Source organism: Nitrospirillum guaranorum (assembly GCF_034653275.1).
Classification (GTDB): Bacteria; Pseudomonadota; Alphaproteobacteria; order Azospirillales; family Azospirillaceae; genus Nitrospirillum.
The window spans coordinates 290,395-312,865 of the sequence record NZ_JAYEES010000002.1; the positions used below are offsets into that span (position 1 = coordinate 290,395).

Here is a 22,471-nt window from a genome sequence, read left to right on the forward strand (position 1 = left end):
CGGCGGCACTATTCCCCCACGCTTGAGTAGGCCGACGCGTTCGCCGTCACAGGAGGGCTTGCCAAGCGCCCAATGGCCGCTGAAGCTGCCAAGTGAAAGCGATCGAAAGAGAAACGCCGCTTGCCGCGCCGGAACAGCGTTTCATTCTGGATTCGGATGGATCAAGCGCAAAAATGTCCAGTGTAGGAATATAACGGCCATCGTCGCAGCTTCTTCTATGCCCTTAGCGCAAGCGGCTTCATACGCTTGGTCCTGGATATCTTCCCAATAAACTTTAAGAGAATTTAGCTCTCCAAAGGAGAGCTCGTAATTCTCGTCATGGGCATAACTATTGCGAATTTTGTTCAGGGCTTTTGCGGCGCCTAGATGTGCGTTCGGCAGCAGGCCCAGCGCGTTTACAAGGTCGATCTTCATCTCAAAGGTGATTCGATTCTTGTCTAAGAATCGCTCTGCATGTTCGATGTTCTTTCTTATCAGCGTCTCAAGTATTCTCTCGATAAGAAGATGACCTTTTAGAATAGATGCTATTTCTGGGGAATAATTAAACAAAATTGTTTCCATGCCCAATCGATTTAATTCCAAATGAGTTGCATTTAAATAGTCTATTACTTTCTTCTTTTTCATTTTGGCCCCTCACCTGGAGATATTCAGAAAAAGATTTCAAATAAGGCCGTTCTCGCCATGTGAATATATGGCCACCGGTTGGCAGCATACCATCCCGCCGAAGCCCTGATAAGCCGCCACTCCTGCGCCTTTGTCTGGCGGTGTTTGTGGATGTGCCGTTGGTACGTGGCGGCATCCCCGCCGCCGGCGGGGCCGGGCTGTCGTGAACCGAACCAGCCTGGCTGACAATTTTCGGCTTTCGGTTTCCATCCCCGATACAGCCATGCCGCCGCGGACGCGGCGTAAGGGGGAAGCCGAGGGGTGCCGCCTCTTCTCATCTCCCACCGACCGTGGTTCCGCGCTTCGCTTGTACGCCCGCACCATCGGCATGATTCCGGTTGCCCCCTCCCATCCCTGCTGTTCGCCACTAGGCAGTGGTTGCGGCAGGTGCTGCAACCCAAAATCAACCAAGGAGAACACCACGACCACTACCCAGCCACTCATCATCACCGTGCCCCTCAACGAGCTGGTGCCGTCCCGCCAGAATGTCCGCCGCACCGGACGCCACGAAGGTATCGAAGCCCTTGCTGCATCCATCCATGCCGTGGGCCTGCGTCAAAACCTCAATGTCTGGCTCGCCCGCTGCCCCTTTAGGGTGTAATTGTGGCCAAGCTACGCGCAAAGCAAGCGGAGGACACCGTGATCAAACCCTTGAACGAGGCGCCGATGCTGGCGTGGATCAAGTCAAGGCCTGACGGTCCGATCATTGCGCCGGGTCTCGACCTTTTTCATCTCGCCGACGCCTTAGCGGCGGCCGATATGAAGCTGCGGGCCAAGCAATAACCGCCAATGTCGACACCTTTCGATCCGGACGCGTTCATCGCGCTCAAGCGCTCGTTCCACGAGTTGCGGCAAAGCGAGGATACCAACGACGACACCGACCTCAAGACGCTGCGCGGTGAAGGTCGCCTGCACTGGGACGACCTAATTGCCTTGCCCCGAGTTGTGTTGTTGTCCGAGGCCGGGTCGGGAAAAACTGTCGAAACTCGAGCGGTCTGTCGAACCCTCCGGGCCGAGGGTAAGGCAGCGTTCTTCATCCGTATTGAACACGTCACCGAGAGCTTCGAGGATGCGTTCGAGGAAGGTACGTTCGCCGACTTCGAGACCTGGACGACCTCTGGCGGTGAAGGCTGGCTGCTGCTGGATTCGGTTGACGAAGCGCGTCTTCGGGCCCCGCGCGATTTCGAACTAGCCGTGAAGAAACTGGGGCGAAAACTGGCTTCTGTCTTGCCGCGTGCCCACATTCTGATCACCGGACGCACGGTGGCATGGCGGCCCAAAACCGACTTGATGCTGGTTAAGCAGCACCTGCCCTATACCGGTACTAGGCCGGAGACGCTGGACCTCAACGAAGGTGCCGACGCCAGAGCCAAGGGCAAGGTCGACGGGATCGATGGCTTCAAGATCGTCGCGCTGGAAGATCTCCACGGCGAGCAAGTCGACCAGTTCGCAAGGGCCAAAGGCGTAACGGACTTGATAGCTTTCAAAGCCGCACTTGATCGCAAGGATGCCTGGACGCTGACGACCCGGCCGCTGGATCTGGCAGAGGTCTGCGAATACTGGGCCGCCCATGGCGAGATCGCCTCGCGCTACGAGTTGATGAAGTCTAGCATCGATCGCCGTCTCGAAGAGATCGACCAAGACCGCGCCGACGCCCGGCCCATCACAGTGGAAAAGCTTCGCCAAGGGGCCAAGCTGGTCGCCGCCGCCGCGACCTTGGCCCAAGAGTCGGGCCTGCGTGTTCCGGACGGCGCGGCCAATGCCAAGGGCCTGCCGGTCAAACAAGTGCTCGCGGACTGGGACGACACAGACATCGCGACGCTCCTCAGCCGACCAATTTTCGACGAAGGGATCTACGGGACTGTCCGGTTTCACCATCGGTCGGTGCGTGAGTTCCTGACGGCCGAGTGGCTGCACAACCAGATCATCAACCAAGCCTCCCGGACGCGGATCGAAGCTTTGTTCTTTCGAGAACAATATGGATTGGAGGTCATCGTCCCGACCACCCGTCCAATCCTTCCGTGGCTCTGCTTGCTCGATCCACGGATCCTCGCGCGTACTATACGTCTGGCGCCGGAAATCCTGTTCGAGGGTGGAGACGCCAGCCAGTTACCGGCCGACACCCGCGCCGAAATTTTGCGCCAGACCTGCGAGCAGTTGGCCCAGCCCGCGCACGGCCGCTCGATGCTGGACTATATGGCGGTCCAGCGCTTCGCCCATTCGGATCTCGTCGATGAGATCCGAAGCCTACTGAGCCGCCACGCCGACGACGAAGAGATCGTCGCGTTCCTGTTACGCATGATCTGGATCGGCGAGTTGAAGGATCTGGTCGCCGAGGCTAAGAGCTTGGCTATAAAGCTGACGGCGGAGTTTCTCACCACCCTGCCTGTGGATGACGAAGGCATCGCCTGGTGCATGAGCGTGCTGGAAGTCGCCCAGGGACGTCGGCGGTTCGACGTCGATCCCCTGGCCTACAATCTGCCGGATTACATTGAGCGCATAGCGATCAAGTCGCTGCCGGGAGTCATCGCATCGTTCCAGCGCTTGCTGGCCACCCCGCCGGTGATCGAGCGGTCCTACTGCGACATTTCCAAACAATACGTCTGGCTGGCCGGCGAGGCCTTGCGCTGCATCACCCGCCTGATCGAGGCACGGGACGAGGCCGCTTTTAGCGAGCCAGCGCTTTGGATCCTACGCAATGCCCGCGAATTGGGCGACCACACCAATGAGTTGTTCCGCGAGTCCCGCAAGGCGATCGGATTGCTCGTTCCCGCATGGCCGGAGCTGAACCACGCATTGTTCTGGTACGACGTGGCCGAGACGCGCGCCCACCGTGACAAGAAGGAAAAGTCCACTGTCGATTTGTGGGAGGTCGGACTATTCGGGCGCGATTGGGCCTTCGGAGCAGCAGACTTTCCTACCGCTTGCGATGAAATCACGTCGCGGCCGTTGTCTGATGATCGGCTGATCGCGCTGTCCCTGGCCTTCCAAATCTATCGTACAAACAACCGTCCCGAAGCGTGGCGACGGAGAATGCGACGGGCTGTGGCCGGCGACATGGCGCTCGAAGCAGCACTCCAGGCCCGCCTACACCCCAAGCCCCACCCCGATGCAGGAAAATGGCGTAAACAGGAAGCGCGATGGAAGGCGCAGACGACGGCGCGCGTTGCCAAGAACGAAGCGAGCCGCCGCAACGCTGTCGAGATCCTGAAAACGCGGGTCGATATGCTCCGCGACTTTGGCAAGGACGACGCGATCAGCCAGGACCAGTGGTACCTACATTGTGTCCTGCGAGAGGGGCGCGATGAGTTCAATCGCTGGAGCGTCATCGACTGGCGCCGGCTAGAACCCGAGTTCGGGGAGAACGTCGCTAGAGCGTTTCGAGACGGCGCGGTGGGCTTTTGGCGGAGGTTTTCGCCGGTCATGCGCAGCCAAGGCGGGCCGCCGAACAGCACGCCTGTCAAGGTGATCTTCGGAATCAGCGGGCTCAACATGGAAGCGGCTGAGGTCCCGGACTGGACAAGCAAGTTAACGTCGGCGGACGCGACCATCGCGGCCAAGTACGGCTTATGTGAACTGAACGGATTCTCGGCCTGGCTGCCGGAGGTCCACCGCGCCTTTCCGGCCGAGGTCGAGGCCGTTGTCCTCGCCGAGATCGACCACGAGTTGGCCACGAGCCCACCGAACGGCGAAAGCCACTATGTCCTCTACGACGTGGCCCGGCACGGTGCCTGGATGTTCGACGGCATCGCGCCAGCGATTCTGAAGCGGCTGGCGACCGCCAAGCCTAGCCCGATCAATCTTGGATACTTGCTGGCGATCATCAATCGCTCTTCGCTGCCTGACATGGCACTGACAGCTCTGGCTGAGCGCAAGGCCAAGGCGATCCGCCACGACCAACTCGCGCCGATGTGGTTCGCCCAATGGGTCGGCTTGGATCCTGATGTGGCGATCCCCGCCCTAGCTAGCCGGCTGGCGGCCTTGAAGGCGCCGGAACTCCAGACCCAGTTCGCGATGCGCTTTGTGACCAGACTCGTCGGTGGCGGACGGATCGGCACCGGGTACGCGCGGCAGGCATATCGTCAAGTACGGCACATGAAGGAGCTTCTGCTCCTCATGCATCGCTATATCCGGCAGGCCGACGACATCGAGCGTGCAGGCAGGGGCGTCTACTCTCCCGGCTTGCGTGATGATGCCCAGGATGCTCGTAACGCCTTGCTCTCGTTTATCGTCGAGACCACCGGCAAGGAGGCGTTCCTGGCCTTGATGGACATCGCCGCGGACCATCCCGACACGGACTCGCGGCCATGGACCGCCCTCCGCGCCAAGAACAAGGCCGCCCAGGACGCGGACTTCGCACCCTGGTCCGTTCAACAGGTCCGCGAATTCGCTGCAGCCCTAGAACGTACGCCTGCCAACCATCATGAACTCTGGTACCTGGCGGTAGATCGCCTAACCAATCTCAAGCACGACCTTGAAGGCGGGGACGCCAGCCTGGCAGCGATCCTGGCGCGGGCCGAGTGCGAGACCGAAGTCCGCAACTTCATTGGCGGGTGGTGTCGGGATCGCGCGGCTGGACGATACGTGATCCCGCAGGAAGAGGAGATGGCCGACGCCAAGCGACCCGACCTTAGGTTCCACGGTGTTGGCTTCGACGGCCCCGTCCCAGCCGAACTGAAGATCGCGGACGCCTGGACTGGCCCGCATCTCTTCGAGCGGTTAGAGAACCAACTCTGTGGCGACTACCTGCGTGACGTCCGGTCCAGTCGCGGCGTATTCGTTCTCGTCCACACCGGCAAAAAAGCCTGGTGGGAGCATCCGTCCGGCGGGCGGCTGGAGTCGTTCGATGCCTTGGTTGGTGGACTCCGGCAACACTGGGAGCGCCTGGCCACGAAGATGGCGAACGTCGAGGACATCGTCGTCATCGGCATCGACTTAACCAAACGGCTGATCGCCCCGGGGACTGGCGCTTAGGACGCCCACGGCGACAACTGAATGTTAACCGGCATGTAGCCGGGATGTCGACCGGCACAGTATCCATTTGATTCTATTGAATTCCGTAGGGTCACTGGGTCGCACCAATTTACACTTTTGGGATAGCGGGATAGGACTCAGCCGAAGCCAACCGCTACGCCAACACGCACTCGGACAGCAGATCAGCGCTAACAGCTCGCCGTCCAATGTCGCGCAGGTGGGCATGGTGGGTGAAGAATAGCACCTGCGTCGACGCCGCCAGTTCCGCCAGTACCCGCAAGCCGGCCTCGGCCCGTTCATCATCGAAATTCACGAACAGGTCGTCGGCCAGGAAGGGCAGCCGCACCCCGGCGGCAATGGACTGCTCCACTGCCGCCAGCCGCAGGGCCAGGAATAGCTGGTCGGCGGTACCCTCGCTCATGCCGTCGATGGGCACCAACGTCACCCTATCCGCCCGCAAGCCCAGCAGCCGGGGCGTGGCCGGTTCGTAGTCTACCTTGAGCTCGGCAAACCGGCCCAGGGTCAGGGTACGGAACAGGTCGCTGGCGCGGCGCAGCAGCGGCCCTTGGCGCTGTTCGCGATAACGGTCCATGGCCCAGCGCAGCATGAGCGACTGTGCGCGCTTCAGCACGAACACCTCCGCCTGGTCCTTCATTTCGGCCCGGGCCGCCTCCGCGTCGTTGGCGGCGTCCACCGCCCCATGAGAGTCCTGGTTCAGGGTATCGAACGTTTTGCGGGCCTCACCCAAAGCGTCGGCGGCGGCAGTCAGGGCTGGTGTCAGGGCCCCAATCTCGTGGTCCAGGTCCGTCGAGCGCACCGCCACAGTGTCCGGATCGCAGGCTTGCCACTCCGCGATGAGGTCGGCCAGGGGACGGTTATCCCCCTCCGTCACGATCTGGCGCTCGGCCTCCGTCTGACGGGCGATATGCTCCCGGTGGGCTTTCGACCGTTCCAGGAAGGGTCGCAGATCCACTGCCGTTTCCACCCCAGCCCGGGACAGGAGAGGGGTGATCCCTTCCAGGGCAAGGTCATGGTCCAGGATGGCGCCATCGACTTCGGCCTGATGTTTCTTGGCCTCCGCGGTCAGACTGCTGATTTCCTGCGCCACCGCGCGGGCGTCGGCGACACGCGCCCGCAACGCGTCCAGGATCTGCGCTGGATCCCCGTCCGGGCTCAGGCCCACCTCCGTCGCCAGCGCGGCCACGGCGGCCTGGAACGCGGCCCGGTCGCGGGTGATGCCGGCGATGCGGTGGCTATGCTCGCTGATCTTTTCCTGGGTCGCGCGCAGTTCCTCGACCAATTCCAGCCACCCGTCGATGGTGCCCATGTCCAGCCGGATGGCCAATCGCCCCTGTTCCTCCGCCCACTCCTCGGCCGCAGCTTGCCCCGCCCGCCTGTCGTGCTCCAGCTGTCGTTCCAAGCGGACAATATCTTCATCCAAGCCGCTCAGCCGCGATAGCTTGTCCTGGACGGCCTGGCGCAGTGCCTCACCTTCCATCCTTTGCCGATCAGCCGCCGTCAGAAGGGCAGACAGCCGATCCGTAGCCGGTGGGGCGTTCAGCGCTTTGGCCAGGTCGGTCATCACTTCCTGCCGGCGGTCCCTGGACCAGTCGGCCTGCAGACGCGCGTCAATCGCCGCCCGGTATCCGTCCAAGGCTCGCTGCCGTTGAGCAAACCAGCCACGCAACGGCAATGGCGCCAGCGTTGGCAACGACTGGGCCCGAAGACGCTCTTCCCATGACTGCCACCGGGCTGTTTGGGCAGCCTCAGCCTCCCGTATGGCCTGTCGCGCCGCATCCCGACGCGCCACCAGCAGCTCCCGGTCGTGATCCAAGGCTGTCAGCCGGGCGGACGCCTCCGCTGTTTCATAGCGGCGGTCGGCAACGTGGTCAGCGTTATCCATCGCCGTGGCATAGGTTTCAGCCACAGCGGCGGGCCTATCCAAGGGCTGGCCATGGCGCAAATATATATCAATGTCCTGCCAGACGGCGTCCCGTTCGCTTCGCGCCTTTGCCACCTCTGCGGCCGACACGGCCTGTCCCGTTTGGGCCAGCTGGGTGCGCTGCAGGTCCCGCTGCTCCAGCTCGGTGGCCAGCCGGCGTTCCTCGGCCCGCAGATCTTCCAGGCTCGCCGCCGCCCTCAGCTCCATCTCCGACGCCGCCTGGATTTCCAGGTCGTCGACCATGGGAAGGGCCGCCAACCGGGCGGCGTCCCCTTGCCAAGGGTGGAGGGCGGCCAATGCCGCCTGTGCGTCCGCCTCCGCTCTCTCGGCGGTGGCCCGTTCGCCAGCACAGCGTTCGTCAAAATCCCCGCCCAGCGCCTGGGCCTGGCTAATGGCCGCTGTCAGCGTCGTCAGGCCTTCCATCAGGACGGCATCGGCCAGTTCAGCGCGCAGCGGTTCGGCTCGCGCGCGCTTGTCCTCCAGGTCATCCGTCCGGGACCGTAGGGTGGCCAATGCGGCGGCATGTCGTTGCGCGATGTCGCGCAGCTTTCGCGCCGCCAGACTGGAGGGCAGATCGCCGGACAAGGCCAGTTCGCCGCGCAGGCGCGCCGCCCGCTCCTCCATACCTCGCCGTTCCCCTTCCAGTCTGGTCAGATCGATCCCTCCTTTGGAGGCGGTGCCACGCTCTTCCATAAGACGCTCGATGCGATCCGCCAGGGCAAGGATGGAATCGACCTGCAAGGGCTTCAGACGCTCCAACACATCATTGCGCCGCCGTTCGGCCGCGACGCGGTTCAGCTCAGCCCTGAGCAAGTCCGACAGGGCGTCCTCGACGCGCCGCTCTTCAGGGGGCGAGAACGCGACCACCTGCCCCATCTCGGCAAGGGCCGCCAGCATGGCCGCCCGCAGGCGCATGGCCGGGCTGATGCGGCGCAGGCGTTCCGCCACGATACGTTCCGCCTGCAGCAGACCCAATTTCTCCCGCAGGTCCTTAAGCGTCTGCTCACGCTCTTCCACCAAGGCGCGGGCGTCGGACCATTCCTTGGGCCTTAGCTGTTGATCACGCATGGCGTCCAAGCTGGCCTTCAACTGCCGTTCGGCCATGGTGAAGGTGCGCCTGGCCGCGGCGCGCCGGCCCCAGATGCCATCGGCCTCCTCCTCCAATGCCGCCTGGACCTCGGCAATGCTGGTAAGGCCGGAACCGGCAGCGAACAGGGCCTGGCCCAGATCGCTACTGGCCTCCACCATCGCCTCGCCGCCCCGGCGCAAACCCGCCTGGTCCAGGCTGAAGCCGCTGCTGAAGGTTTCTCGCGTCACACCGTGCAACAGCGGTAACAGCCGCCCTTCATCAATAGGCTGCTCCACAGAGTCGACCAAAGTCAGATCCCGAGGCGTTTTACGGCGCCGGCAGGTTAGTCGCTGCCCGTCCTCCTCCAAGGTGGCGCCGACCCGCATGAGCGTGTAGTCGAAGCGGAAATTGTAGGAACTGCGTAGTGGGATGCCGAACAGCAGGTCGGACACCGCCGCCAGGGTGGTGGACTTCCCCGCCTCGTTGGGCCCGTAGATCATGTGAAAATCGGGGGAGCCAGCGCGGAACGACAGCCGGCAATCCTCAAACCTGCCGTAGCGCTCCAGATGCAAGTCAGCGAAACGCATTCACTCGGCCTCCCTGCCCGCCAACCGTGCGCCCAAGGCGCCGCCGGCGATGGCCAATAAAGCGGACCAGTCGCCCCGGTCGGCTAGGGCCGCTAGGCTGCCATCGTCGTCGTTGTCACCGGCTGCTCTGGCGGCGGTCAAGAAAGGGGCCAGATCTTCAGCTAGGGCAGCGGCCAGTTCCGGGGCGCCCTGGGCCTCCGCCAGCATGGCCATGAAATCCTCCGCGACGCCGTCCTTGACGGGCGCCGCCGCCGGCAGCGACACATCCAACTGCACCTTTTCAATCCAAAGGTCAGGGGCTACCCCCGCCGCCAGGGCACAGACCTCATCCCGGTGACGACCTCGGCGTTCCTGCAAGGCACCCGCCAGCGGCGTCCGGCCGCTCAGAACCACCCGGACGACCATGGGGCGCCCCTCGGATTGGCTCGCATGGTGACGCGCCAGCGCCTGCCGGATGGCGGTGTCGACATCGTCCAGGGTCTGGGCGCCACTACAGTCAATGTCGACACGCGCCCAACGCAGCGTGTCCAGCGGCACGTGGCGCAGCCTGGTCACCACACCGTCCTCCACCTCCACATGCACCGCGCCCTTGGGGCCCGTCTCGCGGATATGACGGCCCTGCAGGTTACCAGGGAAGACCACATGCGGCCGTTCGGCGTGGACAGCATGGTCATGCACATGACCCAGGGCCCAGTAGTCGTAGCCCTTAGCGCGTAAGTCGTCGACGCTGCAGGGGGCGTAGGTCGCGTGCCCCTCATGCCCACTCAAGGCCGTGTGCAGCACACCGATGTTGAAGTGATTTTCGATGGACCCAGGGTAACCCACCGCCAAATTATCGGTCACATGGGCAGTAGCGAAACTTTGGCCGTGAATGGCTACATGAAGATGTGGAATGAGATGCGTCGTTGGCTTCGTCTTGAACTGCTGGACATTCCGCGGCCACGGTAGCTTCTTCCTCATATCAGATGCAGCATCATGGTTGCCGGCCAGCAGGTAGACGGGAATATCCGCCGCGGCGAGTTTGCCCATGGCCCGGGCGAAGTAGAGCCCGGTGCTCATGTCCTTCCAATCGCCGTCAAACAGATCGCCAGCGATCAGCATGAAGTCCACCGCCTCGTCACAGGCAAAGGTGATCAGATTGTCGAAGGCGGCCCGCGTCGCGTTCCGCACTTCTTCAAACGGCAAGCCCTCATATCGCACCAAGCCGTGCAAGGGGCTATCCAGATGGATATCTGCGGCGTGGATGAAGTGGAAACTAGCCATGCACCTTCCCTCTCGCCGTGTATACTCTTTCGATAGAGCTACTTCCGGTTAAGAGGCATAATCATGGTGGTGGACGATATCGTCAATGATGCGGATGGTAACGCCGCGATCAAAGAATCTCCATTGGCCGGGCCCGTCCTGGCGATTGACGCCATCGTCACGCCGAAGCTCAGTTTCGCCTCTCACCAGAACGCCGTGCCGGTTCTGCGCGATCTGCGTCTATTGAACCTCGGCACGGCCCCCCTGGAAAATCTGATTGTCGACATCAGCGCCGACCCACCTGTTTTCGAACCCGTGCAGTGGCGAATTGATCATATCGCCCCGGCGGGGGAAACGCACATCACCAAGCGCGACCTGAAGCTGAACGCCGGACTGCTCCTGCAGCTGAGCGAGGCGGTAAAGGCAACGGTGACCCTGCGCGCCACCGTCGAGGGAGCGGCCGATAGCGAGCCCACGGTCCGTGATTTCCCGGTTGAACTGCTGGCCCGCAATGAATGGGGCGGAGCGGCGGCCATGCCGGAGCTGTTGGCCGCCTTCACCCTGCCCAACGACCCGGGCACCTCCAAGCTGATCAAAGCCGCGAGTGAGGTGCTGCGTCGCAGCGGCCGGCCCGACGGCATCGAGGGCTATCAATCCAAAAGCCGCACCCGCGTCCATGAACTGGCGTCCGCCATATGGTCGGCCGTGGCGTCGCTGCGGCTCACCTACAGCGAACCGCCGGCCAGCTTCGAATGGCAAGGGCAAAAGGTCCGCACACCATCGCAGGTGCTGGAAACGGGACTGGGCACCTGCCTGGATACCGCCCTGCTGTTCGCCGCGGTGCTGGAGCAAGCGGGCCTTTACCCGGTGCTCGTCGTGACGCGCGGACACGCATTCGCCGGCGTCTGGCTGCAGCCGCAGGAATTCGCGACCCTTCTGGTCCATGACGCCGCCAGCCTGCGCAAGCGTGTCGCCCTGCAGGAGTTGGTCCTGTTCGAGACCACGCTGGTGACCGGTGGGCACCCATCCCCCTTCTCCCGCGCCATCGCCCAGGCGAACCGGAAAATCGATGAGGAGCATGAGGGCGAGTTCGTCATGGCGCTCGATATCCGCCGCGCCCGCATGCAAAGGCTGCGGCCGCTGGCGATGGCGGATGCCGGCGGTTCAAGCGCCCTCCCCCAAGAAACGGAGATAGAGCCCGCTGGTGACGGGTTGGAAGCCGCCCCCGCCTTGCCGGACTTCGACTTGGCCGACACGGAGGCGCCCCCCAACACCGCCGAGGGGCGCCTGGACCGGTGGCAGCGCAAACTGCTGGACCTCACCACCCGCAACCGGCTGCTGAACGTGAAGCTGGGGTCCACCTCCATCCGGCTGCTGTGCCCTAACCCGGCGGCGCTGGAGGATCGCCTGGCCGATGGCGCCAGCTTCCGCATTGTGGCCGCCCCACCCATGGAGGGGGCTGCCGGCCGGGACACCGATCTGCATCTTCAACGGACGGGTGAAGAGCTGACCCATGTCTATGCCCGCGACGCGTTGGAGCGGGGGAGATCCTGTCGCTGCTGCCGGCGGAAAAGTTGGATGCCCAACTGGTGGAGCTGTACCGCAAGACCCAGCTGGACATGGCGGAAGGCGGGGCCAACACCCTGTTCCTGGCCGTGGGCTTCCTGGTCTGGAAAAAGTCCGGGAGCGACACACGAAGTTATCGGGCACCCCTGATCCTGCTGCCGGTCAAATTGGAACGGCGAAGCGTGCGCTCGGGAGTGAAACTCTCCGTCCACGAGGATGAGCCGCGCTTCAATTTGACGCTGCTGCAGATGCTGCGGCAGGACTTCGAACTCGACATCCCAGAATTGGCGGGCCCCCTGCCGACCGACGCATCCGGTATCGACGTGCCGCGCATCTGGAACTTGGTTCGCCGGGCGGTGCGCGACACGCCCGGGTTTGAGGTGGTCGAGGATGTCATCCTCGGCACCTTCTCCTTCGCCAAATACCTCATGTGGAAGGATTTGGTCGACCGGACCGAGGCGCTGAAACGCAACCCCGTCGTCCGCCACCTGCTGGAAACACCGCGCGAGCCCTATGAAAGCGGGGAGGAGCCGCCCCGGCCCCAGGACCTGGATGAGATCGTCGCCCCGGAGGACCTGTTCGCCCCCTTGGCGGCTGATTCTTCGCAGTTGGCGGCCGTGGTGGGATCGGCCCGGGGGTGCGACTTCGTCCTGGATGGTCCGCCCGGCACCGGCAAGTCCCAAACCATCGCCAATATGATCGCCCACAACCTGGCGCTGGGCCGCAAGGTGCTGTTTGTGGCGGAGAAGCGCGCCGCGCTAGACGTGGTCCACCGCCGGCTTGTCGCCCATGGCCTGGGGCCGTTCTGCCTGGAGCTTCACAGCAACAAGGCCTCCAAGCAGGATGTGCTGAGGCAACTGGATTCCGCCTGGAGTACCGTGGAGGAATCGCCAGCGGAAACATGGCGCCGGCGTGCCGCCGAACTCAAGATGAGCCGCGACCAGCTGAACCAGCTGGTGCGGGCCTTGCACAGGCGGCGGCCCAACGGCCTGACGCTCTACAACGCCATCGGCCGGGTGGTGCGGGACGGCGCGACGCAAGCGTTCCGGCTGGACTGGACGACGGGTGCCGACCATAGCGAAGCGGATCTGGAACACCTGCGGGATACGACCCGTAAGCTGGACCTGCATCGCGCGACGGCATCCCCCGGCAACTTGGCCGCCTTCGGCCACATCGCCCAGGGCGAATGGTCCAACGCCTGGCAGGCGGAATTGCTGGCGGCGGTCGCCGTGCTGGCAAAGGCGGCCATCGCTCTCAGTGATGCCCGCGCCCCGTTGGCCCAGGCACTGGGTATTGACATCGCCAGCGACCAACGCGGCCTGGCCGCCGCCGCGACATTGGCACGGGCCCTGCAGCAGGTCAGCGGCCTGGATCTGGCGTTCGCCTTCAGCCCGGAAGCGGCGCAAATACTCGACCAGGGTGCCCGGGCGCTGCCCCTGGTACGTGCCTATCGGGATGAAGCGGCACAGCTATCCCGGCCGCAGGAGCCCACCATCGTCAAGGCGCTGCCGCTGGCGGAGCTGGATGCCGAGTGGGCTGCCGCGAACGCGGCGATCTGGCCCCTCTCGACCATGAAGAAGAAGGCGCTGGTCAAGCGCCTTGACCCCACCGGGGTTGCGGATCCTGATAAAGACTTGCCCCGTCTGCGTCATCTGCAAGGGCTGCTTCAGCAGTTGGACGCATTGGCGCAGCTGTCGGCCTTGCCCGGCTGGGCTGGCGTGACGACCGATCTGGACCGCCTGGACCGGACACTGAAGGCGGCCACCGTCTTGCGCTCGGCCATCGTCAGCGCGGCCCATACGCCGGACCAGCTCATCGGTTTGCGCGGTGCCCTACGGCGCCTGTGCGTGGACGCCAATGATTTGCTGGCGCCCGAGGGCAGCATCGGCAGGGCCGGTCAGCGCTACCTTGACGCCCACGCGGCTTTCCTGGACGCAAAGGACACCTTCGAACGGGCGGCGAAGGCCCTGGCACCCATCGACGATCCCGATCTGCTGAGCCACTGCCAGGCCATGGAGTCCGCTATTTCAGCGCGGGCTTCCCAGTTGAACGCCTGGACGGCCTGGCAGCGGATACGGCAATCGGCGGTCGACCAGGGCCTTGAGAGCTTGGTGAGGGCCATGGAAGCCGGCGCCATCCCGCCCGGTGGCGCCGCCGATGCCTTCGACGTCGCCTATGCCCGCTGGTGGGCGGAGCGGACCATTGATGCCGAGAGCGTGGTCCGCGATTTCAACATCGCCGAGCATAGTGACACCATCAGCCGCTTCCGCACCCTGGACCAGGAGTTCGGCGCGCTGACCCAGCTATACATTCGTGCCCGCATTGCCAGCGGGATTCCACTCAAGGACGGCAAGGCGCAGCCTCCCGGCTTCGGCGCCCTGGCGCATCAGTTGAAGCTGCAGAAGCGTCACAAGCCGGTGCGCCAGTTGGTGGCTGAGATGGGAGCGGCCCTGACGACGCTGACGCCCTGTCTGCTGATGAGCCCCCTGTCCGTGGCGCAATACCTGCCGCCGGACGCGCCGCCATTTGACCTGGTGATCTTCGACGAAGCCTCGCAGATCACGCCTTGGGACGCGGTGGGAGCCATCGCCCGGGGCCGCCAGGTGGTGGTGGCAGGCGACCCAAAGCAAATGCCGCCCACCAGCTTCTTCGATCGCGGCGCGAGCGCAGAGGAAGACGACAGCGAGGTCGAGGCCGACCAGGAAAGCATCCTGGAAGAATGCCTCGGCGCGCGCCTGCCACAGCGCCGCCTGGCCTGGCACTACCGCAGCCGGCATGAGAGCCTCATCGCCTTTTCCAACCACCGCTACTATGACGGCGACCTGATCACCTTTCCCGCTCCGGTGACGCGGGACACGATGGTGACATGGCGACAGGTGTCGGGTGCCTGGTCCCGCGGCAAGGCCCGGTCGAACCAGGTGGAGGCCGAAGCGGTGGTCGAGGAGGCCGTCCGTCGCCTGCTGGACCCCGGCTTCGTCGATGAAAAAGGCAACCGCCTGACGCTGGCCGTCATCACCCTGAATTCGGAGCAGCAAAAGCTGATCGAAGACCTGCTGGATCGCGCCCGGCGGCGTTATCCGGCGTTGGAACCGTATTTCGCCGAAGACGTGCCGGAACCCGTGGTGGTCAAGAACCTGGAAACGGTTCAAGGCGACGAGCGGGACGTGATCCTGCTGGGCATCGCTTATGGGCCGGAAACGCCGGACGCGCCCGTCATGTCAATGAATTTCGGGCCCCTTAACCGCGCCGGCGGCTGGCGGCGCCTCAATGTCGCCGTCACCCGGGCACGGCGGGAGATGATGATCTTCACCTCCTTCCCACCCAACCTGATCGACCTCAACCGCACCAACTCGGACGCCGTACGCGACTTGCGGCATTTTCTGGAATATGCGGAGCGCGGCCCGCGGGCCCTGGGTGAGGCCGTCACCGGTTCCACCGGTGGCTTCAACTCCCCCTTTGAGCACGCGGTGGCTCGCGGATTGCGCGAGCGGGGATGGACCGTCGTGCCACAAATCGGCGTGTCCCGCTTCCGCATCGACCTCGGCGTGGTGCACCCGGATCGGCCCGGCGACTATCTGATCGGTGTGGAATGCGATGGCGCCTCCTATCACAGCGCCGCCACAGCGCGGGACCGCGACAAGGTTAGGGAGGCGGTGCTGAAAAGCTTGGGTTGGGCGCTCACCCGGGTGTGGTGCACCGAATGGTGGATTGATCAGCAAGGGGCGCTGGATCGGCTCCACGCCGAACTGTCCGCCGCCCTGGAACAGTCGCGCGCGAAGGCAGCGGCAAAGGCGGCGGAAGCCGAGGGCCCCCCTCCGGCACCTGACGCCATCACGGCGGAGGACGTTGCAGAAGCGCCGGATGACACGCCCTCGTCGGAGGACGCGTCGGACGAACCGGAGCTGTTCGGCGGGGACTACCGCTGCGCCAGTTTCGACCACATGACCACCATCGACCCGGAGAAATTCCAAGAGCCAGACTACCTCCCTCACCTGAAGGACATGATCCTGCATGTCGTGGCGACGGAGGCGCCCATCCGCGACAACGCCCTTGTTGAGCGTATCGCGCGGGCTCACGGGTTCAAGCGGTCCGGCCGCCTGATCCGTGAACGGGTACTCTCGATCGCCCGAGGCGTCGCCCATGTTGAGATCGAGCATACCGGCGCCGCCTTCGTCTGGGCCGACGCGATGGCCCCCGGCGCCTGGGAACAAGCCCGGCTTCCTTATTCCGGGCTGGATGTTCGCTCCATTGAGGATATCGCGCTGCCAGAGCTCTCCGCCGTCATCCGGTCCTGCGCCGACGTCGAGGATCCGCTGACCGACGCCGCCCGTCGTCTCGGCATCCGCCGCCTGAGTTCGGCGGCACGGGAGCGCTTGGCCATGGCCAAGCCGATCACCGGCCACATCAGGGATTAGGATGGTCCGTGCGGTAAAATTGCGATTGCCGGCCCCCAACGGCCCCCAGGGCAGTCAACGTGGTGCCGACTTGGCGATAGACTGGCCGAGGAGCAACGGCCGCACGTCACCGCATAATCGGCCAGCTTGGGCAGGGTCTCCAGGCCGTTGTCCGCTACCAAGACGCAATTTAGCAGCCAGAATTTGTTCGCAGAGTTGCCAGACAGATCCACTTCAAGTGAATTACCGAGGCCACGCCAATCGCGACTAAGGGGTAAGTTCACGCGCCATGTCAGAGTTATCGATCAGTCAGAGGTTGGTTATTGGCGCGCTGGTAGATCGCATCGTCTTCGGCGAGGAAGATGTTTTTTCGTCCCGTGACGCGGCCGAATTGCACCGCTTGTTACCAGCGACGGGCATTGCCAAGTTCAGCTTTGAGGGCACCTTCAGCGGCCCGGCTTCCCAAGGTGGTTTTGCCGCAGGTGTGGGCGATGTGCAGCTTGATGGCGAAAAGCAGGTGCGAGTGAAAGCGGGTGGTGGCCGGGAGGTCAGGGCCGGGCAATGGCGCCTCTCGTGTAACCGGCGATGCATCCAAATCGTCCAGGTCATGGGGGACGACGGGAATGAAGGGCGCGCTTGCCTGTTGCGGTTCCATCGCGACGGCCGGCCCAGGGACCTGATGGGGAGAGTGACGCGCGCGCTCCATATACCTTGGACGCCCATAAGCGTTGCCTTCGGTACCTGGGCCTATTGGAAAGCTCCCGTGACTCACTGAAGCGCACACCGGGGACGGCGGTGGCACGCCGCTGACGGCAAATTGGGATTCTTTAGCCGGTGATTTGGGATTTCACGTCCATCAAATGCCAATAAATCAGTCAGTTAAGTGAGGCGACCCACGGGGGATGAGGTCGGCCTATTCACCAACGTACCCCGGGGCAGTCCACATGGTGCCGACTTGGTGATAGACTGCCCGAAGCGCAATTGCAGCGCCTCAATGTGCCTTATCATGGCGTCGCTTAATCTCGTCCGCTGTGACAGCCCCTCCATTATGACGAGGACATCGGGATGCGCCCTCCAAGCATCGTGCCCATGGCAGAATCAGCCGATAGCGTGACCATCCGCCGGTCCGATTATGAAGCGCTCCTGGACTTGCTTACCGATGCGGGCGACCTGGTTGACGCCAATGCCATCACGGCGAAGCTGGTGTTGGGTGAGACAGAGGCGTTCCCAGAAGAGGTGCTGGATCGCCTCACAGAAGGCACACATCCCGTCACGGTCTTCCGGGAACATCGCGATCTTTCCATACAGGAACTCGCCCTCCGGGCTGGCGTTGGCAGGACCTATATTTCCGAGATCGAACGCGGGCTCAAACCTGGAAGCCTGAGCGCCATGGCCAGAATAGCGGCGGCGTTGTCGGTCTCGTTGGATTTGTTGGTTCCCCTGAGGAAGTAAGCCGGCCCTCCAAGAAGAAGAGCGCTCGGCAGCACAGGTTGGTTTAGGATAACCCATGCTGTCGAGGCCCAGGATTTCTTTAAGAGTCCAAATCGAGAGGCTGCGGGGCGTTGGCAATGAGCCCGTGGCACCAGGACCTAAATTTCTGATCCTGTGATACTCTCAGCAGGCTTCGGGCAATTCTGACACTCGCCCCGCTGTGATCAAAGAAACCCCGAGGGTATGAACGCCCACTGACCGAATAGGCCTTGGCCTTGAAGGCATTGTAACCGCTTCGAAGGATGGACATGCCAGCATCAGCCCCATGCAGGTCAATGGCGCGAGGCCAATTACGTCCAGTATAAAGGGTGGCACTGATATAGTCCGTCTGTCCCAACACCAGCGCCACGCGCAACAGCTCCTGCAACGGCATGGGGCGTAGATCCGGGTGAACGGTCGAGTTCCCGATGGCGCGATCCAGCAGCTCTTGCGCCAGGGTATGCAAGCGCCCACCCGCCTCTTTTGCCGGCAGGAGCCCGAGACGGCGGCCACAGATACAGCGTTCGTAGCGGTGCCACATCAGTGGATCCCCGCAAACACATTGCTTAATCAGGAACAGATCATGTTTGGGGCAAACCTGCATCAGAGCATACTGCCAGGCGTGTAAATGTATCGGCGATTCATCGAAACATCGCGGGCATATTCGACGATGTGAGAAGTTGAATAGCTCGCGTTCCAGGTAATCCAGGCCGTAAAGAATGTGTCCACCTCGTTCAGCTTGGGGAACGAGATGAGGATATAGCTTATGATTGACCTCCAGTGCGTCCAGGAATGCGATGATCGGACCACGACCAATCTGGGAGCGATTGAAAAAATAGGGGTTCCCAATGAGGCGACCGACGACTTCGCCCGTTTCAGCATATCCATTTGCCAGGATGGCACGCCGCGCGTAGCCAGCCAGGCATTCCCCGGGCTCGGGCCGGGGACGAATAACGAAGCGCATCACCGAGCCCCAGATTCTGGCAAAAATGGATTGGTCTTTTTGAGCGTCGAACCGGGAAAGCGGCGCTCATGGACCGCAGCTAGGTCTTCCAGGCGAATGGCTCCGGCGCCGTGTTCCAGGGCATGGATCGCAGCGTCACACAGAAGGTCCGCGGTAATGCCGATAAAGCCATCGGTGGCCACGTGCAGGCGGTGCGACCAATACGGATCAGGCAAACCGATAGGCTTGAGCACCGTCGCATGATGCTCCCAGGTTGCAAGGAAGGATGCGTATTCCTCACTGCGACGGCCATAGGGGGCCATTTCCACTGCCACACGGCAGCGCCGATGGAGCGACGTATTTGTCTTGAACAAGTCGGTGAAACCATCGGAGCCGCAGAATACAAACCCGGACTCAACGTCATTCAGGAGGGTTTTGAGCCATTCGGTTATTTCCCGGATGACTTTCTGATTGTGAGAGCTAACGATCAGTTGCGCCTCATCAACGAAGAGAACCGACGTCTTGAGAACCCGAGCATAATATGCGATCCGCTGCCGCAGGGTCTGCTGGGTATCTCGACGCACAATAATCGGGTCTTCTTGAAACGCATTGAGTAGATCCATGGCAATACTTCGGTATGTCACCGACCCACCGGTGATCTTGGCATAGGCAACGGGCCTTTCGTCTGCCTGTGCTCCCCGTATCGGTTGATATCCTGCCATCCAAGAATGGACAGTGGAGGTCTTTCCCGAACCCGGCGGCCCTGAAAGGAGCATCGCGGAGGAACTGCGCCCCAGTCGGCCGTAGTTCATGATCCAATCGAAGCCCGTCTTGGCATCGTCCGCTGCCGGATGAGAAATATGCAGCTGCTTCAGGTGCTTGGCGATCTCGGCGATTTCACTGGATATGAGGGTCATGATGCGCTCCTGCTCGGGTCAATGGCGACGGTAGTGCTGACGATTTTCCAGGCAGGAGGCGGATCGACCTCCCCAGCGTCCTTAATGGCTTCAGGAATTCCGTCCTCCTGGGCCATCCAGCGCGGCAGGGTTTCCATCTTGTCCGCGAAGTCGACGATTAGGCCGGCCATGCCCTCTCGTGCCGGGTGGCAATAGCGCAAAGCCGTCTTGGCATCCTTGATGCGCTTTGCGTCCAGCATCCTCACCTCGGCAGCCATCTCCGCCCGGCAGCGCAGCAGGTCCGCCATGGTGACGGCAGCCCCATCCTTGGCCGTCTTGCGGGCCAGTTCGAGGATCAGGCGGTGCTGGTAGAGGGTGAGGCCCCGGGTGTATTCGGGGTCGATAGATGGCGCGGGCTGCCATGCCTGGACGAGAGGATCGAAGAATTCCACCTCACCCAGGTCGAGGGGATCGACTTTCACCTTGATCTTCGTGCCCGCCGGCAGCGCGCCGCGGATGGCCGCGAACCGGGGCGTTTGCCAGATAAGGCGCTTCCATTTGATGCCGTAGCGCTGGGGTGTGCACTCGATCGCCACCCCCGTCAGGCATTTCAATTCAGCGCTCCCCGGCGCCGGCCGTGGAAGGGCGCCGCCCTCCCGGGCCAAGGCCAGGTTCCAGGCCATGGCCGGCGACATGTTGAGGCCGGCGTGCAGGCTCTGGTGATAGTCATCGATGAGCCAGCGGTGGAAGAACCGGACGAAGTCGCGATAGCCGATGCAGGCGCGCTGGGCTGGATCCTCCTTCCTCTCCCGCGCATCGACGGTGTTGCCGGGTAGGGTTTGGACAAACCGGCTGCGCAGCGTTCCGAACCAGCGCTCGACCCGGCCCTTGTACCAGGGCTGGTCCGGCGGACAGGGGTCGTGGTCAATAAAGAGTGAGCGCAAGGCGTCCAGCAAACTTTCGCCGGTGAACTCCGCGCCGCGGTCTGTCCGCAGACGCTCGCAGCATCCACCACCCACGTAAGGACACCGGATTTCCGGATACAGCTCTCGGACGTAGTCCTTGGGCGACAGGGCGTGTCGCAACGCCAGCATGACGCTGAGATAGCTGGGCGGCTCAAAGCCAATGTAGAAGCCGACGACAACGCGGGTGTAACTGTCCAGGATAACGGTGATCCAGGGGCGTCCCAGCAGCAGGCTCAGCCGCTCATCAAAGAGTATGAGGTCGTTCAGCGTATGATCGACCTCCCACACCTCGTTCATCCGGGTCGGCCGTTTCCCCACGGTGACCGAGGCGAAGGCGCGACGGGCGGCCCGCCGGCCTTTCTCCATCACTACCTGGGTATAACGGCAGAGCCCCCAACACGCCCGGTAGACGGTCATCTCGCCTACTTCCGGGATCTGCTCGTCGAATTGTTCGTTGTGGGAAGCGATTGTGGCGTTTACGGCCCGGTAGGCAGCGGCAATGGGGGCGTTGCCATCCACGAGGTGCTCATGGATAGCCGCCATCATTAAGGACTGGGCGACCGGATGCAGCCTGGGCTCCCGACGGCCACGCCGCTGCACAAGAGGAACCAGTGCCTGCAGCGACCGCCCGTGCCGCATCCACGTCGCGTGCCAGCGGCGTACCGTTCGCTCACCGGGGGGAGATCGATCATCCTGCCGGTCCGCGACAAGGGCCAGGGCCAGCGCGGCATTTTCGGATCGTGTCCCTGAGGGCAGCGCATCATAAGCCCGGACATACTCGTAGCATTTCCGAGCGAGAGACTGCTGGCGGGAGGAATAGGCGGCGAAAGCGATGGTGATCAGCCGCGCCCGCTCGGCGGCCGCCGTCAGCTCCCGCTCCACCGGAATCACCAACCGGCCGATCGCATGGAGTTCATTGAACCGTTCAAGCGACAAGGATCGCGGCGTCAGGAAGGTGTCCGAACGCAGCAACACCCGCTCCTCCCCGACGGACCGCACCGTCATCGGCTCCGCGTCCAAGTAGAGCGGAAGGCCGGGCTTCACGGAGGCAAGCTCATTGCTCATCGCCGCCCTCCCATTGCCGGATCAGGGTTTCGGGGGTGAGCACCACATCGAGGTCGAAGGTCAATGTGCCGTCGCGGCAGAGGGCCAGAATGTCGCGCCGGGGATCCAAGCTCCGGCTGAACCCCAGCAAGGCGCCAAAGGCCTTCCCACTGGCCACGCCCAGCATCAGCTGCAGGCGGTTGCGCGGCTCCACTGTGTGGCCCCGCGTGTTGAGCAACAGCGCGATGTTGGCCAGCCTAGCGCGACTGGAGCGCTCGTCCTGAATGTAGGCATGAGCTCCATCCAATCCGAGGCGGATCGCCAGCGCACGCAGCGGCTCCAGGTGCGGGTCAGCCTCTTCCCGGTTGCGGGCCAGCAGCACCAGGCGGCGACCCCGGCACCGGTTTCCGATAACGACATTCGCGACCAGCTGGCGAGGAACCCCAAAGTCGCCCGCCGGCAGTGGGGGGCGACCCTCAAGGAATTCCGCCGACGGATCGGTCTCTAAGTCCCGGAGGGCGCTGACCTCCAGCCACGTGTAACAGGAGAACGCACGGCCAGCTTTGACGCTGGCGAAGCGCTCTTTCAGATTGAAGGGCAAGCCTCTTCCCCCACGCCCGCCGGGGCGCGTTTTGGGGAGGGAGGCCGCAGACGATTTGGCCATCTCGGCTCCTCCTGTTGCGGAGGACCGGCAAAACCTCTCCCGTTACGGCTTG

12 protein-coding genes and 1 pseudogene are annotated in these 22,471 nt (G+C 63.2%); 6 read left to right on the forward strand and 7 right to left on the reverse strand.

The window, feature by feature from the left end; all coding sequences use genetic code 11:
- Positions 1-141: 141 nt before the first annotated feature.
- A complete protein-coding gene (locus tag UAJ10_RS07120; RefSeq protein WP_322914688.1) occupies positions 142-624 on the reverse strand; it encodes a hypothetical protein in 483 nt (160 codons plus the stop codon).
- 642 nt (positions 625-1,266) lie between these two features.
- On the opposite strand from UAJ10_RS07120, the gene UAJ10_RS07125 reads away from it, so the two are divergent.
- Positions 1,267-1,446, forward strand: coding sequence for a hypothetical protein (locus UAJ10_RS07125; protein WP_322914689.1), 180 nt, complete (start codon positions 1,267-1,269; stop codon positions 1,444-1,446).
- 6 nt (positions 1,447-1,452) lie between these two features.
- Entirely contained in the window at positions 1,453-5,637 is a 4,185-nt protein-coding gene (locus UAJ10_RS07130; RefSeq protein WP_322914690.1) for an NACHT domain-containing protein, read from the forward strand.
- Positions 5,638-5,791: 154 nt separating this feature from the next.
- Here UAJ10_RS07130 and UAJ10_RS07135 read toward each other — a convergent pair whose 3' ends face one another.
- Complete coding sequence (locus tag UAJ10_RS07135) at positions 5,792-9,235, reverse strand: ATP-binding protein (RefSeq protein WP_322914691.1); 3,444 nt, start codon at positions 9,233-9,235, stop codon at positions 5,792-5,794.
- Complete coding sequence (locus UAJ10_RS07140) at positions 9,236-10,498, reverse strand: metallophosphoesterase family protein (RefSeq protein ID WP_322914692.1); 1,263 nt, start codon at positions 10,496-10,498, stop codon at positions 9,236-9,238.
- Between the two features lie 1,125 nt (positions 10,499-11,623).
- Here UAJ10_RS07140 and UAJ10_RS07145 point away from each other — a divergent pair.
- From UAJ10_RS07145 to UAJ10_RS07160, 4 genes and pseudogenes are all read left to right on the forward strand, one after another.
- Positions 11,624-11,968 (forward strand): annotated as a pseudogene (locus tag UAJ10_RS07145) (DUF4011 domain-containing protein); the annotation flags it as partial.
- Positions 11,969-12,051: 83 nt separating this feature from the next.
- The gene (locus UAJ10_RS07150) at positions 12,052-16,458 is read left to right on the forward strand and encodes a DUF3320 domain-containing protein (RefSeq protein WP_322914693.1); all 4,407 of its coding nucleotides are present in this window, start codon (positions 12,052-12,054) and stop codon (positions 16,456-16,458) included.
- Between the two features lie 268 nt (positions 16,459-16,726).
- Positions 16,727-17,212, forward strand: a complete 486-nt coding sequence (locus tag UAJ10_RS07155; RefSeq protein WP_322914694.1) for a hypothetical protein — start codon at positions 16,727-16,729, stop codon at positions 17,210-17,212.
- Between the two features lie 314 nt (positions 17,213-17,526).
- Positions 17,527-17,889 (forward strand): helix-turn-helix domain-containing protein, encoded by a 363-nt coding sequence (locus UAJ10_RS07160; protein WP_322914695.1) that lies wholly within the window; start codon positions 17,527-17,529, stop codon positions 17,887-17,889.
- Between the two features lie 79 nt (positions 17,890-17,968).
- Here the strand turns inward: UAJ10_RS07160 and UAJ10_RS07165 are convergent, their stop codons facing one another.
- The 4 genes from UAJ10_RS07165 to UAJ10_RS07180 are packed head-to-tail and all read right to left on the reverse strand — an operon-like array spanning position 17,969 to position 22,356.
- Positions 17,969-18,871, reverse strand: a complete 903-nt coding sequence (locus tag UAJ10_RS07165; protein WP_322914696.1) for a TniQ family protein — start codon at positions 18,869-18,871, stop codon at positions 17,969-17,971.
- Positions 18,871-19,767 carry an ATP-binding protein gene (locus UAJ10_RS07170; RefSeq protein WP_322914697.1) on the reverse strand — a complete coding sequence of 299 codons (897 nt, stop codon included), beginning with the start codon at positions 19,765-19,767 and terminating at the stop codon, positions 18,871-18,873. The genes UAJ10_RS07165 and UAJ10_RS07170 overlap by 1 nt, the downstream gene beginning before the upstream one ends.
- Positions 19,764-21,776 (reverse strand): DDE-type integrase/transposase/recombinase, encoded by a 2,013-nt coding sequence (locus tag UAJ10_RS07175; protein ID WP_322914698.1) that lies wholly within the window; start codon positions 21,774-21,776, stop codon positions 19,764-19,766. Before UAJ10_RS07175 ends, UAJ10_RS07170 begins: the two co-directional genes overlap by 4 nt.
- On the reverse strand, positions 21,766-22,356 hold the full coding sequence (locus tag UAJ10_RS07180) for a hypothetical protein (RefSeq protein WP_322914699.1): 591 nt from the start codon (positions 22,354-22,356) through the stop codon (positions 21,766-21,768). Before UAJ10_RS07180 ends, UAJ10_RS07175 begins: the two co-directional genes overlap by 11 nt.
- Positions 22,357-22,471: the final 115 nt, after the last annotated feature.

Coding starts and splice junctions, on each gene's coding strand:
- UAJ10_RS07120 (WP_322914688.1), bottom strand. CDS start 624: ATGAAAAAGAAGAAAGTAATAGACTATTTAAATGCAACTCATTTGGAA.
- UAJ10_RS07130 (WP_322914690.1), top strand. CDS start 1,453: ATGTCGACACCTTTCGATCCGGACGCGTTCATCGCGCTCAAGCGCTCG.
- UAJ10_RS07135 (WP_322914691.1), bottom strand. CDS start 9,235: ATGCGTTTCGCTGACTTGCATCTGGAGCGCTACGGCAGGTTTGAGGAT.
- UAJ10_RS07140 (WP_322914692.1), bottom strand. CDS start 10,498: ATGGCTAGTTTCCACTTCATCCACGCCGCAGATATCCATCTGGATAGC.
- UAJ10_RS07155 (WP_322914694.1), top strand. CDS start 16,727: ATGTCAGAGTTATCGATCAGTCAGAGGTTGGTTATTGGCGCGCTGGTA.
- UAJ10_RS07160 (WP_322914695.1), top strand. CDS start 17,527: ATGGCAGAATCAGCCGATAGCGTGACCATCCGCCGGTCCGATTATGAA.
- UAJ10_RS07165 (WP_322914696.1), bottom strand. CDS start 18,871: ATGCGCTTCGTTATTCGTCCCCGGCCCGAGCCCGGGGAATGCCTGGCT.
- UAJ10_RS07170 (WP_322914697.1), bottom strand. CDS start 19,767: ATGACCCTCATATCCAGTGAAATCGCCGAGATCGCCAAGCACCTGAAG.
- UAJ10_RS07175 (WP_322914698.1), bottom strand. CDS start 21,776: ATGAGCAATGAGCTTGCCTCCGTGAAGCCCGGCCTTCCGCTCTACTTG.